Here is a 14,635-nt window from a genome sequence, read left to right on the forward strand (position 1 = left end):
GTCGCGGCACACGTGCTGGAATAGGTGGCCCGGACGAGCCGGGCCATGACGAAAGGGAAACGCAGCGGCGGATCGTTTCCGAGATGTGTGCATTGCGTAGGGACACGCCCGGCCATGACGGAGAGAGAACGGCCGCGGCGCCAAATCCTTCCCCGGTCGTCGTCTTATCCTGATACGCATGGGGACACGCCCGGCCATGACGACAGGGAGAGGACCACGCCCTGTGCCTCGTTATGTCAGCGCCGATACGGACAAGCCGGGCGATACACACCGGCGACCGGACAGGGTGACGGCGGGTTGAAGTCACGCGCGGCCCGATGGATACCTCCGATGGATACTATATCTGCGCCAGTCGCGGCACGCCCGGATGGCTGCCGCCATGAGCGAAGGAAACCAGTCCATGCCGCTTGCCCCGGATCTGAACGGCCGCATCGCCCTCGTCACCGGCGGCTCCCGCGGCATTGGCGCCGCCGTCGCCTGCCGTCTGGCCGAGGCCGGGGCGGACGTCGCGGTGAACTATCGCGAGCGCACGGCGGACGCCGAAGCCGTCGTCGCGGCCATCGCCCAAACCGGCCGGCGTGCGGTCGCGGTCGCCGCCGACGTGTCGCGCGGCGAGGCGGTGGCCGCCATGATGCGCCGCGTCACGGACTCGCTCGGCGCGCCTGACATCCTGGTGAACAATGCCGGCATCGCGCTGATCCGCGGCATCGACGACCTGACCGAGGCGGATTTCGACCAGACCATCGCGGTGAACCTGAAGTCCGCCTTCCTGTGCACCCAGGCCGTCCTGCCGCACATGCGCGCGCAGCGCTGGGGGCGGATCGTCAACATTTCCTCCGGCGCCGCCCGGGGCGCCGGCGGCGTCGGCCTGCACTACAACGCCTCCAAGGCCGGGCTGGAGGGGCTGACCCGCGGCTATGCCGCACGCCTGGTGAAGGACGGCATCACCGTCAACGCCGTCGCGCCGTCGCTGATCGAGACCGACATGGTGAAGGCCGGCCTCGCCCCGACGCCCGCCCGCATCCCGCTTGGCCGCTTCGGCACCGCCGAGGAAGTGGCGCAGGTGGTGCTGATGCTGGTGGGCAATGCCTACATGACCGGGCAGACCGTCGCGCTGTCCGGCGGGATCGCGTTCAATTAGTGGTCAGGACGGGACGGATGACAGCCGGACGGTCCTGTCGTCACGGCATTGCGGGTGTCCACGGGCCACGCGGCGCGGATATTGTGGTGCCCGAAACGGTGGAGTAGAGGACGTGGCGCAACTTCCAAGCTGTGCAACATGACTGACATGGAACAGCAGTGGCTATCCGAGACCAGTCCAGAGGACTTTTACTTCTCTACATTTCCTGGCGCATCGTGCGTCCTGCGCCGGCACAATCGCATCAACGGGGCTCTCGCGGCCCTCAAGTTCGGCAGCTACCTGAAATGCGGGAAGAGATGGGTGCCCAACGATGAGGTCGTTTGGCTGGAGATGATCACGTCGGACCGGCCAGGCGATGGGGGACGGCTTCTGGCGCGCATACTTGAACTGGCGGCCGAGCATTCATTTCTCGTTGTCGGTGAGCCAATTCCGCTCAAGCCGAAAGACTGGCCAGCGAACCGGCCCTGGTGCAGCAAACCGGCTACCCTGGTCGAATGGTACCGGCGTTATGATTTCGCGTTTCGCAAGGAAGGGCGCTCGACACTGATGTGCTTCCCTGGCTCGCGTATCGATACCGTCTAACACCAGCCGGCGTTGATTGCGGCGCACTGCCTGGCGGAGTCAGGGCATCTCTCTGGGGTCAGGCCGTCTCTCTGGAGCCGGGTCGTCTCTTTATCGTCATGGCCGGGACGCGCCGTACCGGATGCACACAGCTCGGCAACGACCGCAAAACCAGAGGCTTGCCTGACGGCTGGGACCAGGCGCTCGCTGTCATGGCCCGGACGCGCGCGGCCGCCTGTCATGCCTTTGGTTGCGGCAGGTAGCGGGTTGGCGACCATGAACTTGGCGTCTTGGCGTTTTATCGACGCTCTCCACCGCACGGACCGCCGATGTAGCGCACCCATCCCCACCCGGTGCGGCAGCATGGTTCCCGTTCAACGCCAAGATACCGGGGTACAAGGCGCCGTCCAGGCTGGCGGATGATTGCATTATCATGCCCTCGCTCGCCGCAGGTGGGACATCGTTTCCAAGATCTGTGCATGCGGTAGGGACGCGCCCGGCCATGACGGAGGGGGAACGGCCGCGGCGCCAAATCCTTCTCCAGCCGTCGCCCCACCCTAGATAGCTATGGGGCATGTTCCGGCCACGACGGAGAGAGCGGTCAATTTCAACGCCGTTTGGCATGGCACCGTCGCGCAGAGCCGGTGGACCCGCCACCCAACGACCGAACTGCTTTCCACTCGACGCTCGTCCTGTCCGCCGTTCTTGCCCGGCGTCGGCACAACCTACGCCTCCAGCAAACTCTGGCTCCGCACCAGCCGCGCATACAGCCCGTCCTCCTGGATCAGCGCCGTATGCGTCCCGCTCTCCTGCGCCCGCCCCTCGGCCAGCGCCACCACCAGATCGGCGTCGCGTACGGTGGACAGCCGGTGCGCGATCACGATCGTCGTGCGTCCCTTGCGCAGCGTGGCCAGCGCCTCCTGCACCGCCGCCTCGCTTTCGGTGTCCAGCGCGCTGGTCGCCTCGTCCAGCAGCAGGATCCGCGGATCGCGCAGCAGCGCCCGCGCCAGGGCGACGCGCTGGCGCTGCCCGCCGGACAGGCGCTGCCCGCCGGGGCCGACGACGGTCTCGTAGCCCATCGGCAAGGCGGCGATGAAGCCGGCGGCCGCCGCGGCCCGGGCGGCGGCCTCGATCTCGGCCTGGCTGGCGCCAGGGCGGCCCATGGCGACGTTCGCCGCCACGGTGTCGTCGAACAGCAGCGCATCCTGGCCGACATAGGCGATGGAATCGCGCAGGCTCGCCAGCGTCACCGTCCGCACATCGGCGCCGTCGATCCGCACCGCGCCCGAGGTCACGTCCTGCAGCCGCGGGATCAGCGCCAGCGCAGTTGACTTGCCGCCGCCAGAGGGGCCGACCAGCGCCACCGTAGAACCCGGCAGCGCCTCGAAGCTCAGCCCGCGCAGCGCCTCGCGGCCGTCGGGATAGACGAAGCGCACGCTGTCGAACACGACGTGGCCGCGGCCGGGCGGCAGTGGCACCGCCTTCGGCGCGTCGCTGATGGACGGCTTCTCGTCAATGATGGCGAAGACGCGCACCATCCCGGCCAGCCCCTCCTGCAGCGCCGCGTTCAATGAGCCCAGCGCGCGCAGCGGCCTTGCGGCGATCAGCAGGGCGGCGACGAAGCCGGTGAAATCGCCCAGCGCGTGGTCGCTGACCGCGGCGCGCCAGCCCTCGAAGCCGATGACCGCGGCCACCGCCACGCCGCCCAGCACTTCCAGCACCGGCTCGACCCGCGCGCGGCTCTTGGTCATGCGCAGCAGGGACTTGTACAGCTGGGCGAAGGCGGCCTCGGCCCGGCGCGTCTCGGTCGCTTCCAGGCGATAGGCGCGCACGGTGCGGGCCTGGGCGAAGCTCTCGTTCAGCAGCGCCGCCGTCTCGCCGACGCTGGCCTGCATCCCGCCGGAGGCCTTGCGCACCCGCCGGCCGATGCGCTCGATCGGCATCACCGCCAGCGGATACAGCGCGCCGGCGATCACCGACAGCAGCCAGTTCAGGTAGATCATGCTGCCGACAAGGCCGATGACGGTGACGACGTCGGCGACCCCGTTCACCGCGCGGGTCAGCGCCTCGCGGATGGTCTGCGCGTCGGTGGTGAAGTGCGAGGCCAGCTGCGCCGGCGCCTCGCGCTCCATCCGCGACAAATCGGCGTGCGTCAGGTGGGCGAACATCCGGCCCTGCAGCGCGCGGATCACCAGCAGCACGGTCTGCTGCACCTGCACGCTCTGGAAATACTGCGCCACCGCCTTCAGGCCGGTGACGATCACCACCAGCACCGGGATCTGGTACAAGATCCGGCGGTCGTGGGCGGTGAACATGTCGAACGCGTGGTTGATGACCACCGGGTAGAGCGCCGTCGTCCCCGCCATCAGCAGGGTCAGCGCCAGGACCAGCAGCAGCCGTGGCTTGTGGTGGATCAGGTGCTCGCGCCACAGGCGGCGGAGCAGGAAGACGGTGCTGTCGGAAGTCGTGGTGGTCATCCGCGGGCGTGTATCAGCCCGCGTGGCTTTTCGCCATCGACCTCCGGCGTCAGGCGGCCAATGCCTGTTCGACTGTGGCAATACGGGCGAACCGGCCGGCCAGCACCATCTCGGTGTGCGCCTTGATCGCCTGCGCGCTGTGCACGGTGCCGCCCGGGTCGGTCATCGGGAAGGTCAGCGTCGCCTCGGTGACGAAGTCCACCGTCCAGCCGCGGTCGGAGGCATGGCGCGCGGTGGTTTCGCAGCACTGCTCGGTGCGGATGCCGGCGATGATCAGGCGGTTGATGCCGTGGTGCGTCAGCCACTCGGCCAGGCCGGTGCCGATCAGGGCGCTGTGCTTGTGCTTGTGGAAGATGACGTCGGGGGTCAGCGCCAGCGGCGCCAGGGTGGCGACGTGGCCGGAGTCCAGGGCGAACGGGCTGTTCTCCCGGACATGCAGGATCTGCAAGATCGGCATTCCCCGGGCGCGGGCGCCGTCGATCAGCGCCTGCAGTTTCGCGACGAAAGCCGGCAGGTCGGTGTCCGTCCAGAACGGCTGGTGACGGAAGGATTCCTGCGCGTCGATGACGATCAGCGCCGTGTCGGACATGGAAAGCCTCGTGTGTGGATCAGGAAAGACAAGCCGTGCGGAAGGATCGGCGAGAGGGTTGACGCCGCCCGTAATGCCGGGCGCACTCTGATGCAACAAGAACCGGGAGGCGTTCCAAATGGCAAGCCGGATCAACCGCGCCATCGAACTGCTGGAGCAGGGCCAGGCGGTCTATTACGACGGCGCCCACAGCGGACACGAGCTGACCCATGAGCAGGGGCGGCGGGATGCCGACACCTGGGCCGACTATATCAATGTCGGCATGGAGCACGGCGCCTTCGACATGGCCGGCCTCGCCGCCTACATGCGCGGTTTGGCCGACGGCGGGCCGACCCGCTCGGGCCACCGCACCCCGGCGGTGATCGTCGAGGCGCCAGTGAACGGCACCGACGAGGCGAACATCCGCTTCAACGCCTGGCAGTTCCGCCAGATCCTGGGCCGCGGCGTGCACGGCATCCTGCTGTGCCAGGCGGAGAGCGCCGACGCCGTGCGAGCCTTCGTGCAGGCCTGCCGCTATCCGCACCAGCGGGCCGGCGTCGATCCGAACATCCCCACGCCCGAGGAGCGGATGGCCGGCGCGCACCGGGCTCCGCGCGGCGCGCACGGTATGTTGAGCATCGGTACCCGCGGGCGCGGGTCGGAGACGACGGCGGCGCCGATCTGGGGCCTGGAGGCCGAGGCGTACATGGAATGCTGCGACCCCTGGCCGCTGAACCCGCGCGGCGAGCTGCTGCTGGGCGTGAAGCTGGAAAGCCCCGAGGGGATCGCCAACGCCAACGCCATCTGCGCCGTGCCGGGCCTGGGCTTTGCCGAAATGGGGCCTGGCGACCTGAGCCTGGCGCTGGGGTCGGTGCAATTGCTGCGCGATCCCTATCCGCCGGTGATGCAGGCGGCGCGCGACAAGGTGTTCGCCGCCTGCCGGCGCAACGGCATCGCCTTCCTGGAGGGCTGCACCGCCGGCACCATCGCGGCGCGGCTGGACGAGGGCGTGCGTATCGTCGCCGGCCACAACCGGGAGATAGCGCGCATCGGCCGGGCTCACCAGGGGCGGCGCATGCCCGTGTAGCGGCGGCAAACCGGCCGCCCGCATCGGCAAACTGTTACCGGCCTGTATCCATGGTGGTCTATGACGGGCCGCGGCGCGGTCCTATGCTCCGCTCCCGGAGCATTGACGAGCGCCGCCCGCGGCAGGCGCCGGGCAGCCTGGCGAACAGGATGTGACTGCGATCGGAAGAACAGGCCACCCGGCAACGGCGTTGCGGACAGGCGGACTGTCATGAAAGGACCAGCAGCATGAGCGAGCGTGCGGAAGGAACCGTCGCCGACGCCGGTGAGGCCGTGCAACGGAAGATCAACCAGGCCAGCGACGCGCAGGACCAGTTGGTCGATTTCATCAAGGACAATCCGCTGTCCGCGGTGCTGATCGCCCTGGGCGTCGGATATATCCTGGGCAAAATCACGTAGGGCGGGTCCCTGCCAGGCGCGCCGGCCAGACGCGACAGGATTCCTGGCCGCACTGTGTCCGGCGATGCCGAAGGCACGGCTCGGCACTCATCGTGGCGTACCGTTTACTATAAGTATCGTTGAGCGGCGAAATCCCACCGTCTCGGCAAAAGTGCCCGCAGAGTACAACAAATTTGGGACATCATAATCCTTATGATGTGCCTTTTCTTGCGGTCGTCTTTACGTCACACTGGCGTCAACAAACCAGGAGGGACGTAATATGGGCGTCACCACAACCTTATCCGCTTTCACCGCCGGCATCCGGTTGCACGCCCTGCCGCCCGAGCTCGTCGATCGCGCCCGGTTCCTCGTGCTCGACCTGATTGGCAACATCGTCCGCGCCCGGCATGACGCGGAGAGCACGCATGCCTTCGTCAGCGCGGTGCGCGCCATGGGCATGGCGGCGGGCAATGCCGGCGTGTTCGGCGATTGCTGCCGCTATACCCCGGCCGGGGCCGCCTACCTGAACGGCGCGCTGGCGCATTCGCTGGACTTCGACGACACGCATGCCGCCGGCTCGCTGCACCCGGGCGCGCCGGTGATCCCGGCCGCCATCGCCGCCGGCGAGATCGCCGGGGCCTCGGGCGCCGACGTGCTGGCCGCCATCATCGCCGGCTACGAGGTGACCTGCCGCATCGCGCTGGCCCTGCCGGCCGGCGAGCACTACGACCGCGGCTATCATCCCACCGCCACCTGCGGCGCGTTCGGCGCGGCCGCGGCCGCCGCCCGGGTGTTCGGCCTGGACGCCGACGGCGTCGCCGGCGCGCTGGGCACCGTCCTGTCGCAGGCCGCCGGCAGCCTGCAGTTCCTCGCCAACGGCGCCTGGACCAAGCGGCACCAGGTCGGCTGGGCGGCGATGAACGGCCTGATGGCCGCGAGCCTGGTGCGGGAAGGGTTCAAGGGCGCGTCCGAGGCGCTGGAGGGCAAGCACGGCTTCATGCGTGCCTACGCGCCGAACCCGACGCCGGAGCGCGCGGTGCAGGACCTCGGCTCGGTGTGGGAATTGATGAACACCGCCGTCAAGCCCTATCCGTCCTGCCGCTACGGCCATGCCGGCATCGACGCGGCCCTGGCGCTGCGGGCGGCGAACGACATCAAGCCGTCGGAGATCACCGCCGTCCGGCTCGGCCTGCCGAAATCCGGCATGCTGCTGATTGGCGCGCCGGCGGAGAAGAAGGCGAACCCGCAGAACGTGGTGGACGGCCAGTTCAGCGGCCCGTTCGTGATCTCGGCGGCGCTGGTCAGCGGCGCGATGGAATGGGACAGCTATACGCTGCTGGGTGACCCGACGGTGCGGGCGCTGCTGCCGAAGGTCACCTGCGCCTTCGATCCCGAGATCGAGGCCGAGTTCCCCACCAACATGTCCGGCAAGCTGACGATCGAGGCCCGTGGCCGGCGGTTCGAGCAGAAAGTCGTGGTGCCGAAGGGCGAGCCGGGCAACTTCCTGTCGGAGGACGAACTGCGCGCCAAGTTCGCCGGCCTGACCAACGCGGTGCTGGGCGTGGAAAAAGCCGAGGCCCTGGCGAATGCGGTGCTGGCGATCGACCACACGCCCAACATCGCCAGCCTGCCGCGCCTTGCCGCCCCGCTGATGGCGGCGCGGCTGGCCGGGGAATAGACGGAACCGCTGCCGGCGGGTTCAGACCGGCAGCGGGAAACCCAGTCCGGCCGGCGGGCCAGGCTTTGGCCACGCCGGGGCGGCGCGGTGCGGCCTCGTTTCCGGCTCAGAACCTGATCGACAGCGAGGCCGAGCCGAACTGGTGCAGGCCTCCGCTCTGGCCGTTGAATTGCTGCGTCTGCGCGACATAGGCGAAGGTCAGGCGCATGCCATAGGCCATGATGGCGAACCCGCCTTGCATCTCCCCCACGTCCCAGATCCGCGAGACATGCGGGCCGCCGCGGAACGGGCTCGATTCCAGCAGTTCGTCGTAGGCGACGGCCTGACCGTCGGCGCCGGCGAATATGTACCAGGCAAACGGGCGTGTCGGCCTGAAGGCATCGCCGCCGGACAGGCCGGGGCGGAGCCGCGGGACGCCGAAATCAGAGTCCAATCCCTGGCCGAAGCGGAACGACATGCCGACCTGCGCATAGGTGCGCAGGTTGCCCACGGCCACCGTCAGGGCCGGCAGCGCGTCGGTCTCGAGCGCGCCGACAGTGCCGATCGGCAGGCGCCAGGTGCGTTCATGCAGCAACTGGAAGGCCGGGGTGTTCTGGATCTGGCCGCCCCAGCCGAGGGCCGGCTCCTGGCCGATGAGGTTGTGGAAGCTGCTTTGCAGGTTCTCAGCGCCCGAGGCCGGGCCGATCAGCCCAAGGCTGAGCGTCAGGACGCTTCTGGTGTCCTCGGAGTCGCCGAGCAGGGTGAAGTTGCCGAGCAGCACGCCGGCATAGGGCCGATCATGCGGATCGGGGATGACGAGGGATGTGTCGATCGGCGTGTATATCTGCTGCGCCAGGTCGATGCCGACGCGCTGCTGGCCCTCGCCCCACAGCGTTCGCGCCAGGTCCTGGAGGAAGTTGGGGACCTTCGTCGTCGGCGACATCCAGCCCAGGCGCAGGCCGTTGACGTACAGGCGGTCGGTGACGTTGCTTCCGGAGACCGAAGCGTTTTCGTCCTGCAATGTCCAGATTGCGGCGGTGTCAGGGGCAAGCTGCGCCCGTGCCGCCACTGACGGAAGCACGGACAGCACGGCAAGTGTCGTGGCGGTGCGGATATTCATTCAACGAGACTTGGATTCGTCATGTTTGCTTGTGGAGGAGATACGGTATTGCGACAATCCGTCAACACTTGAGATACCGCGAGCAACAGGGTAGTTACCGACCGGACAGGATGGGTGGCCGAGCGGTTTAAGGCACTGGTCTTGAAAACCAGCGAAGTTGCAAGACTTCCGTGGGTTCGAATCCCACCCCATCCGCCATTTCAGTCCTTGAGTGGGCACTGAATTTACGCTGTTTTTCGCTGTGAGCGTCTGGAGCAGCCGGGACTTCGATCCGATGATCCGGACTTCGCCATCGTACACTTCGACACGCTGCGCCAGCGCGCGCAGGTGATCGCGGCGATAGCCGCCGCCTTCGAGCCGGATGCGCTGGCGCGCGGTTTCGGCGAATCTGCGCAACACTTGCGGCGTGACAGCCTTGCCGCCTGAACCGTCGAGCATGGCCTGGGCGCGTTCGGCGTCGGCCCTGGCCTGATCGCGGATGGCCTTGAGCCCGTCGATCCGGTCCTTGAGCGCCGGATCGTCGAGCTCAGCGACGCCCGCTTCGATGGCGTCATAGAGGCGCTTGAGACGCAGGTCCGATTCGGCGGCGCGTTTGTTGAGTTCCGCGATATGCTCACGCCGGCGCTCGCTCTGCTCCTGCCGTCTGTCCAGAACAGCGGCGAGGATGATTTCCAGCCGTTCGGGCCGAAGCAGGCGGTCCTCCAGATGGCTGGCGACGAGATCGTCCAGCTTCTCCATCGGCACGGCCATGCCCTCGCAGGCGGCCGGTCCCTGCCGCGCCTTCATCGAGCAGGCGTAATAGCGATAGCGCCCGCCCTTGCCGGTGCGGATCGTCATGGCGCCGCCGCACTTGCCGCAATGAATAAGGCCGGTAAGGAGGGTGGGGCCGCTGACGACGCGGGCGGGCGTGACTTTGGGGTTGCGGGCCTTGAGCAGGGCCTGAACAGCATCGAATGTCTCGCGGGCAACGATCGGCGGAACCGGGACGGTCACCACCTCGCTGGCTGGCTTGCGCACCTTGGCCTTGGACCGCTTGTTGAACTCGTGCTCGCCCATGTAGGTGCGGCGGGTCAGGATGCGATGAACCTGCCCGATGCCCCAGCGGCCGCCGTCGCGGGTGAAGATGCGGCGGCTGTTCAGATAGCTGACGATGTTCTTGACGCCCATCTGGCCGGATGCGCCATCGCCCTCCAGGGCCAGGCGATAGATCAGCCGCACGGTGTCGGCGTGCAATGGATCGATCTCAAGCTTCTTTTTGATTTTGGCGCCGCGCTGCTCGGCGGCGACAACGCGATAACCGACCGGAGGCAGCGCGCCGTTCCAGAAACCCTGCCGGGCGTTTTCCTTCTGGGCCCGCAGGACGTGCTTGGCGTTCTCCTTGGACTGGTATTCGTCGAACAGCGCCATGATTTGGCGCATCATGACGTGCATCGGATCGTCGCCCATCTCCTGCGTGATGGAGATGAGCTTGACGCCGTTCTTGGCGAGTTTCCTGACGTAGAACTCCAGCTCGAAGTGGTCGCGGAAGAAACGCGAGAAGCTGTGAACCACGACAATATCGAACGGCGCGGGCTTGCTGGTCCCCGCCTCGATCATGCGCTGGAACTCGGGCCGGCGGTCGTTGGTGGCCGAGGCGCCGGCCTCCACAAAGGTTTCGACGAGTTGATAGCCGCGCGAGGCGCAATAGGCCTCGCCCTGGCGCTTCTGGTCGGGAATGGAGACATCATGCTCGGCCTGCCGCGCCGTCGAGACGCGCAAGTAAAGGGCGGCGCGCTGCGGCACGGTCATGGGCAATGTTTCCTTCTCAACTGATGTTCCAGCCCAAGCGGTTCGGTCGCATGACTCAGGCCGCGCTCGGCAAGGGACGGGCGCGCTCGATCCGCTCGCGCTGCTTGGGAGTATTCATCACCTCCCAAAGATCGTTGCGCCGCTGCACGTTGAGCCAGAAGTCTGGGCTGTTGCCGAACACGCGCGCCAAGATCAGGGCCGTCGCCGCCGTCACGTTCCTGCGGTTGCCGCACAACTCGTTGACATGCTTGCGCTGGACGCCCATCGCCTCGGCGAGCGCACCCTGCGTCAAGCCCATCGGCTGCATGAACTCTTCGGTGAGGATTTCGCCGACAGTCGCCGGCTTGCGCTTCGTGGTCAGCATGGTCTGCCTTGCTCTCATCGGTAACTGTGATCGTCCAGATAAATCCCGTCCGCCTCGCCGCGCTCGCCATCCCAGCGGAAGATCAACCGCCATTGCTGGTTGACGCGGATCGCATGGAACCCCGCCAGATTGCCGCGCAGCTTCTCGAAGTGATTGCTGGGCGGAACGCGCAGGTCCTGATCGGTCACGGCGTCGTCCATCATCTGGAGCTTGCGGAACAACCGGGCTTCAAGATCGGACGGGATATTGCGGGAGCGAACATCATCCACAAAAAAGGCCCGCAGCCAAGCATCCCGAAAGCCAACGATCATGGGTTCGCCCCAGTTATGGGTGCATGTACCATACTACCACTCACTTTGCAATGGGGAATAGATCAGCTTCCGGAGCCGAACAATTCATCGAACAAATCGCCGAACCATTGCTCGAACACGGCGATCTCGGCTTTTGTGACCGGAACGGGATCGGGCCAATCGTCGGCAACGGTCCATGTGGACGGGTCATGTCTGGGCGGCCTACCGGGGAATGGCCACGGATAGCCCAACAGCACCTCAAGCTGTTCGGATGCCGTGGGTGGCCTCACACGCCGGGAACGGGACATGGTGCCCACCCCCCGCCATTATCCGTCTCGCCGTCGGTCATCGCAGTCGGGCTCGCTGCGAGTCTGCGCCCGCCACCTCACGGGATTGGCGATCCAGCAATCGATGTCGGATTCCCGCCAGCCGGCGCCATTGACGCTGATCTGGAGCTGGGGCGGAAACGTGCCCTCGGCGATCTTGCGATAGATGGTGGATCGGGACAGCCCGGTCCGGGAAAGAACGGTCTTTAGGCGGAGGATACGGTCTGGTTGGCGCATGGTTTCGCTGCCTCCTGCTGGCTGTTTCTGGAGCCTCCCGAGCCAGTCAGGGCATTATTTTCACGTTATGCAATAGAGAGTTAGCAGTCGTCGCGCTGTAGCGAGCCATAGCGAAAAAACGGCGGAAAATCGGATTGTTCTACAGGCCGATGCCCCGGCCTCTGCCGAGGTCGATGCCGTGGCTGAACGCAAGTTCCCGACCAAGGCTGCGGCCTGATTCGATTCCGATGCCGAGTTCACGCTTACGGTTGGCGAGGATCGATTCAAGCTGCGGATCGCGTTCGAGGCTCTTCGCCATGTCGCCCATGGCGCGCCGGGTGGCCTTGTGGGCCATGATGTCGCCTGTCTCATACTGGCGCCGGCTCGTCTGGTCGAGCTTGCGCCAGTCCTCCACGAAGCGGTCGGCGCGCCGCTGCGGATCGGTGCGCAGTTCGGTTTCGAGCTGGAGCGCCCGAATGGCGCGGTTGACGCGGCCCGATCCGGCTTCGCGCGCGAGGCTGTTGTCTTTGGAATAGGCGGCTTCCGCGTCCTGCCAGCCGTGCGGACGCACCTCGTCGAAGGCGCGTCTTGCCGCGCCAAGCTCGCGCCGCTGTTCGAGGGAAGGCGTGAGACTCTGACGTTTGACGTCAAGGATCGCATCGGACGCGCGGGCATGGCGGACCAGCGCATCGGTGCGGGCCCTACGCAGCGCCTCCTCCGGGTTTTCCGGGGCCTCCTTCTCCGGCCCGACAGGGTCTCGCCGCCCCATCTCCCCATCCGCGCTTCCCCTTTCCGGCCCCGATGCGCCGCCATGGCCGGACACGGGGCCGGCCGACAGGCTCAAGCCTTCGAACAGGCCGCGCGCCTTTTCCGGCGTCTTGCGCACGATTTCGGCGACGCGAGCGCGGAAGGCGATCCCGCGCCGTTCGGCATAGCCCTGAGCCGGGTCGGATTGCTCATAGTCCGACGCCATATCCTTGGCCCGGTCGCGCGACAGGGCGCCGACAAGCCGGTCTCGGGTGGCGAAGTCGTCATGGCCATAATGCAGGTCCATGCCGTCCCTGTGCCGCGACAGGGCGACATAGCTGCCGTGGGCGTCCAGGCCCGGCGTCGCCAGGACATGGGTGCGGTCCACTGTCATGCCCTGCGCCTTGTGGATGGTCGCGGCATAGCCATGGTCGATCCGGCCGTAATCCTTCAGGTCGAACGAGACGCCGCGCCCGTCGTCGGCGCGCACCGACATGGATCGGGCGCTGACCTCGACGATGGTCCCGAGCGTGCCGTTTTTTACGCCGAGGCTCCGCTCGTTTTGCAGGAACATGACGCGATCGCCGCTGGCGAAGTTTCTTGGCCCCCGCTCGACGGTCACGCGCACGTCATCGCCCAGATCGCCGGCGTCCCGCATCTTTTCGCGCGCCGCCTCATTGAGGGAACGCACCTCGTCGTTGGTGTGGGTGAGGATGATGCGGCTGCGGTCGGGCGACGCCTGCCGCTCGCGGTCCCAGCGCTCGATCATATTTTTTCGCGCTTCTTCGCGTGACGCCGCTTCATGCACCATGCCGTGGCGGTCGTAGGCATGGATCGCGTCGCCCGTGCGGCCGGTCGCCAGATCGCGCGTGGCGGCGCGCTGCCAGTCCTCCCGCTGGCGGCGCACCTCGCCGATCTCCGCCCCGCCGTGGCGCTCAAAGATCGAGCGGAACGCCGCGCCCGCCTCGATCGATTGCAACTGTTGCGGATCGCCGACCAGCGCCACCTTGGCGCCGGCTTGCGCCGCATGGGACAGCACGCGCTCCAACTGGCGGGTTCCAACCATGCCGGCTTCGTCGATGACAAGCACATCGCGGGGGTTAAGCACGTCGCGGCCCTGTCCCCAGCCATGCTCCATGCTGGCGATGGTGCGCGAAGATATGCCCGAGCCGCTTTCGAGATTCTCGGCGGCGATGCCGGAAAGCGCCACGCCCCGGACCTCATAGCCAGCCGCTTCCCAGGCTTCGCGCGCCACGCCCAGCATCGCGCTCTTTCCCGTCCCGGCATAACCGACCACGACGCCGAGGTCGCGCCCGTCGGTGACATGCGCCAGCGCATCGGCCTGTTCCCCCGAAAGGACAAGACCGCGCGCTTCCGCGCGCGCCAGCGCCGCCTTCCTGTCGGCGTCCTTCACCTCGTGAAGCTCCCGCGCGGCCATCATCTCGGCGGCGCGGTGCAGGCGCTGTTCGGTTTCGATCATCTCGCGCGTGGTGAAGCGATCCTCGCCGCGTCCGTCCTTGCCCAGTTCGACCAGATCGGGCGCGCCACGCACCGCGCCCATGACTTCATTGAACTGGTCGACGCCATCGCTGTGCCGGTGCGCGAACCTGGCCATGTCGCGGCGCGTGAATGTCGATTGCTGATGCGTGATCGCGTCGAGCGCCAGGGCTGGATCGGCGATGATCCGCGCGCCGTTGTTGCGCGCGATCTCGCGGTGCATTTCCGCGCGGTCGGCGGCCTCTAACGTAACCGGGAGTTCCCCCGGCTCTGCCGGGGAGGCAGCAGCAGTTTGACATTTGCGGGGGTAGGCCCCGGTTCGCCCATCAATGAAACTCTGGAGCGTGAGCCGCCAAAGCACACGCTGATGGAGTTCCATCAATGGACGAATTCGAGAGCCTAAATCACACCAAATGGGA

Annotated in this window: 12 protein-coding genes, 1 tRNA gene and 1 pseudogene; 6 read left to right on the forward strand and 8 right to left on the reverse strand. The window is 67.1% G+C overall.

Going from position 1 to position 14,635, the window contains the following annotated elements:
* The first annotated feature begins 400 nt into the window (after positions 1-400).
* Positions 401-1,141, forward strand: a complete 741-nt coding sequence (locus CCS01_RS06950; protein WP_104518105.1) for an SDR family NAD(P)-dependent oxidoreductase — start codon at positions 401-403, stop codon at positions 1,139-1,141.
* A 138-nt stretch (positions 1,142-1,279) separates the two neighbouring features.
* Positions 1,280-1,723, forward strand: a complete 444-nt coding sequence (locus CCS01_RS06955) for a hypothetical protein (protein WP_104518106.1) — start codon at positions 1,280-1,282, stop codon at positions 1,721-1,723.
* A gap of 704 nt (positions 1,724-2,427) precedes the next feature.
* Here CCS01_RS06955 and CCS01_RS06960 read toward each other — a convergent pair.
* Positions 2,428-4,179: an ABC transporter ATP-binding protein gene (locus tag CCS01_RS06960; protein WP_104518107.1), complete on the reverse strand. Its 1,752-nt coding sequence runs from the start codon at positions 4,177-4,179 to the stop codon at positions 2,428-2,430.
* A gap of 49 nt (positions 4,180-4,228) precedes the next feature.
* Positions 4,229-4,768, reverse strand: coding sequence for an isochorismatase family protein (locus CCS01_RS06965; RefSeq protein WP_104518108.1), 540 nt, complete (start codon positions 4,766-4,768; stop codon positions 4,229-4,231).
* A 118-nt stretch (positions 4,769-4,886) separates the two neighbouring features.
* On the opposite strand from CCS01_RS06965, the gene CCS01_RS06970 reads away from it, so the two are divergent.
* The 3 genes from CCS01_RS06970 (at position 4,887) to CCS01_RS06975 (ending at position 7,889) form a co-directional block, all read left to right on the forward strand.
* A complete protein-coding gene (locus CCS01_RS06970) occupies positions 4,887-5,834 on the forward strand; it encodes an aldolase/citrate lyase family protein (RefSeq protein ID WP_104518109.1) in 948 nt (315 codons plus the stop codon).
* 227 nt (positions 5,835-6,061) lie between these two features.
* Positions 6,062-6,232, forward strand: a complete 171-nt coding sequence (locus tag CCS01_RS33510) for a hypothetical protein (protein ID WP_158258267.1) — start codon at positions 6,062-6,064, stop codon at positions 6,230-6,232.
* Positions 6,233-6,491: 259 nt separating this feature from the next.
* A complete protein-coding gene (locus CCS01_RS06975) occupies positions 6,492-7,889 on the forward strand; it encodes an MmgE/PrpD family protein (RefSeq protein WP_104518110.1) in 1,398 nt (465 codons plus the stop codon).
* A 106-nt stretch (positions 7,890-7,995) separates the two neighbouring features.
* On the opposite strand, the gene CCS01_RS06980 is transcribed toward CCS01_RS06975, so the two are convergent.
* Positions 7,996-8,988: a lipid A deacylase LpxR family protein gene (locus CCS01_RS06980; protein WP_104518111.1), complete on the reverse strand. Its 993-nt coding sequence runs from the start codon at positions 8,986-8,988 to the stop codon at positions 7,996-7,998.
* Between the two features lie 108 nt (positions 8,989-9,096).
* On the opposite strand from CCS01_RS06980, the gene CCS01_RS06985 reads away from it, so the two are divergent.
* Positions 9,097-9,186 (forward strand) — tRNA-Ser (locus CCS01_RS06985).
* Positions 9,187-9,750: 564 nt separating this feature from the next.
* Here CCS01_RS06985 and CCS01_RS35020 read toward each other — a convergent pair.
* The 5 genes and pseudogenes from CCS01_RS35020 to traA all read right to left on the reverse strand — a co-directional run.
* Positions 9,751-10,776 (reverse strand): annotated as a pseudogene (locus CCS01_RS35020) (recombinase family protein); the annotation flags it as partial.
* A gap of 55 nt (positions 10,777-10,831) precedes the next feature.
* Positions 10,832-11,140, reverse strand: coding sequence for a HigA family addiction module antitoxin (locus CCS01_RS06995; RefSeq protein WP_104518112.1), 309 nt, complete (start codon positions 11,138-11,140; stop codon positions 10,832-10,834).
* A gap of 14 nt (positions 11,141-11,154) precedes the next feature.
* On the reverse strand, positions 11,155-11,451 hold the full coding sequence (locus CCS01_RS07000; RefSeq protein ID WP_104518113.1) for a type II toxin-antitoxin system RelE/ParE family toxin: 297 nt from the start codon (positions 11,449-11,451) through the stop codon (positions 11,155-11,157).
* A 305-nt stretch (positions 11,452-11,756) separates the two neighbouring features.
* The gene (locus CCS01_RS07010; protein ID WP_104518115.1) at positions 11,757-11,993 is read right to left on the reverse strand and encodes a helix-turn-helix transcriptional regulator; all 237 of its coding nucleotides are present in this window, start codon (positions 11,991-11,993) and stop codon (positions 11,757-11,759) included.
* A gap of 139 nt (positions 11,994-12,132) precedes the next feature.
* The gene (traA, locus tag CCS01_RS07015) at positions 12,133-14,595 is read right to left on the reverse strand and encodes a Ti-type conjugative transfer relaxase TraA (protein ID WP_275112893.1); all 2,463 of its coding nucleotides are present in this window, start codon (positions 14,593-14,595) and stop codon (positions 12,133-12,135) included.
* Between the last annotated feature and the right edge of the window lie 40 nt (positions 14,596-14,635).

Origin of the sequence: Rhodopila globiformis (assembly GCF_002937115.1) — a bacterium.
Lineage (GTDB): Bacteria > Pseudomonadota > Alphaproteobacteria > Acetobacterales > Acetobacteraceae > Rhodopila > Rhodopila globiformis.